This window comes from Brevundimonas denitrificans (genome assembly GCF_030160755.1).
In the GTDB taxonomy this organism is placed as follows: Bacteria; Pseudomonadota; Alphaproteobacteria; order Caulobacterales; family Caulobacteraceae; genus Brevundimonas; species Brevundimonas denitrificans.
The window spans coordinates 1-969 of record NZ_BSOY01000150.1 but is presented as its reverse complement, the minus strand read 5'-3'; the positions used below and the strand labels follow the sequence as shown (position 1 = coordinate 969).

Genomic DNA, 969 nt, shown 5'->3' with positions numbered 1-969 from the left:
GTCCGCGCTCTATGCCAAGAACCTCCTGAATTTCCTGACGCCGATGATCAATAAGGAAACCGGCGCACTGGATATGAACTGGGAAGATGAAATCATTCTGGGCACCGGCCTGACACGGGATGGCAAGGTTGTTCACCCGCTTCTGACAGAGGGAGGTAACTGATCATGGATATTGTCGATCCTACTGTTTTCCGGCTGGCCATTTTTGTCCTGGCAATCTTTGTCGGTTATTACGTTGTGTGGAGCGTTACACCCGCCCTGCATACACCGCTGATGGCGGTTACCAACGCCATTTCCTCCGTTATCATCGTGGGTGCATTGATTGCTGCGGGTCCCGCAGACATGAACCTTGCCAAGATCTTCGGCTTTGTTGCCATTGTTCTGGCCTCGGTGAATATTTTTGGTGGCTTCCTTGTGACGCAACGGATGCTGGCCATGTACAAGAAAAAACAGAAGTAAGGGGGAAAGCCAGTGTCAGCTAACTTTACGGCGCTTGCCTATCTGGTATCCGCCATTCTATTCATCCTGTCCCTGCGGGGCCTGTCTTCTCCGGAAAGTTCCCGTCGCGGTAACGTCATGGGTATGCTGGGGATGGCCATTGCCATCGTTGTCACCATCCTGAGCCCCAATGTCCTGTCCTATGAGTGGATCATTGGCGGTATTCTGGTGGGCGGTGCCATTGGTGCCGTGATCGCACAGCGTATCGCCATGACTGCCATGCCGCAGCTTGTGGCCGCGTTCCACTCTCTCGTGGGTCTGGCAGCGGTTCTTGTGGCCGCAGCGGCCTTCTACAACCCGGAAGCCTACGGCATTGTCGATGCGGGAGGGGAGCTTAAAGTCCTCAGCCGCGTGGAAATGGGGATTGGTATCGTTGTCGGTGCCATTACATTCTCCGGCTCTATCGTTGCCTTTACAAAACTGCAGGGTCTTGTCTCTGGCAACCCGGTCGTTTTCCCGGGACAGCATATG

The 969-nt window shown here is 54.5% G+C and carries 2 protein-coding genes; both read left to right on the top strand.

The window, feature by feature from the left end; translation table 11 throughout:
- Positions 1 to 165: 165 nt before the first annotated feature.
- On the top strand, positions 166 to 459 hold the full coding sequence (locus QQJ79_RS15420) for an NAD(P) transhydrogenase subunit alpha part 2 (protein WP_169560630.1): 294 nt from the start codon (positions 166 to 168) through the stop codon (positions 457 to 459).
- A 12-nt stretch (positions 460 to 471) separates the two neighbouring features.
- Positions 472 to 969 (top strand): NAD(P)(+) transhydrogenase (Re/Si-specific) subunit beta (locus QQJ79_RS15415; RefSeq protein WP_284223809.1); only part of this gene is annotated, 498 nt, incomplete at its 3' end.

Bases quoted from the DNA above. Each gene is read 5' to 3' on its own strand.
- QQJ79_RS15420 (WP_169560630.1), top strand. From the start codon at position 166: ATGGATATTGTCGATCCTACTGTTTTCCGGCTGGCCATTTTTGTCCTG.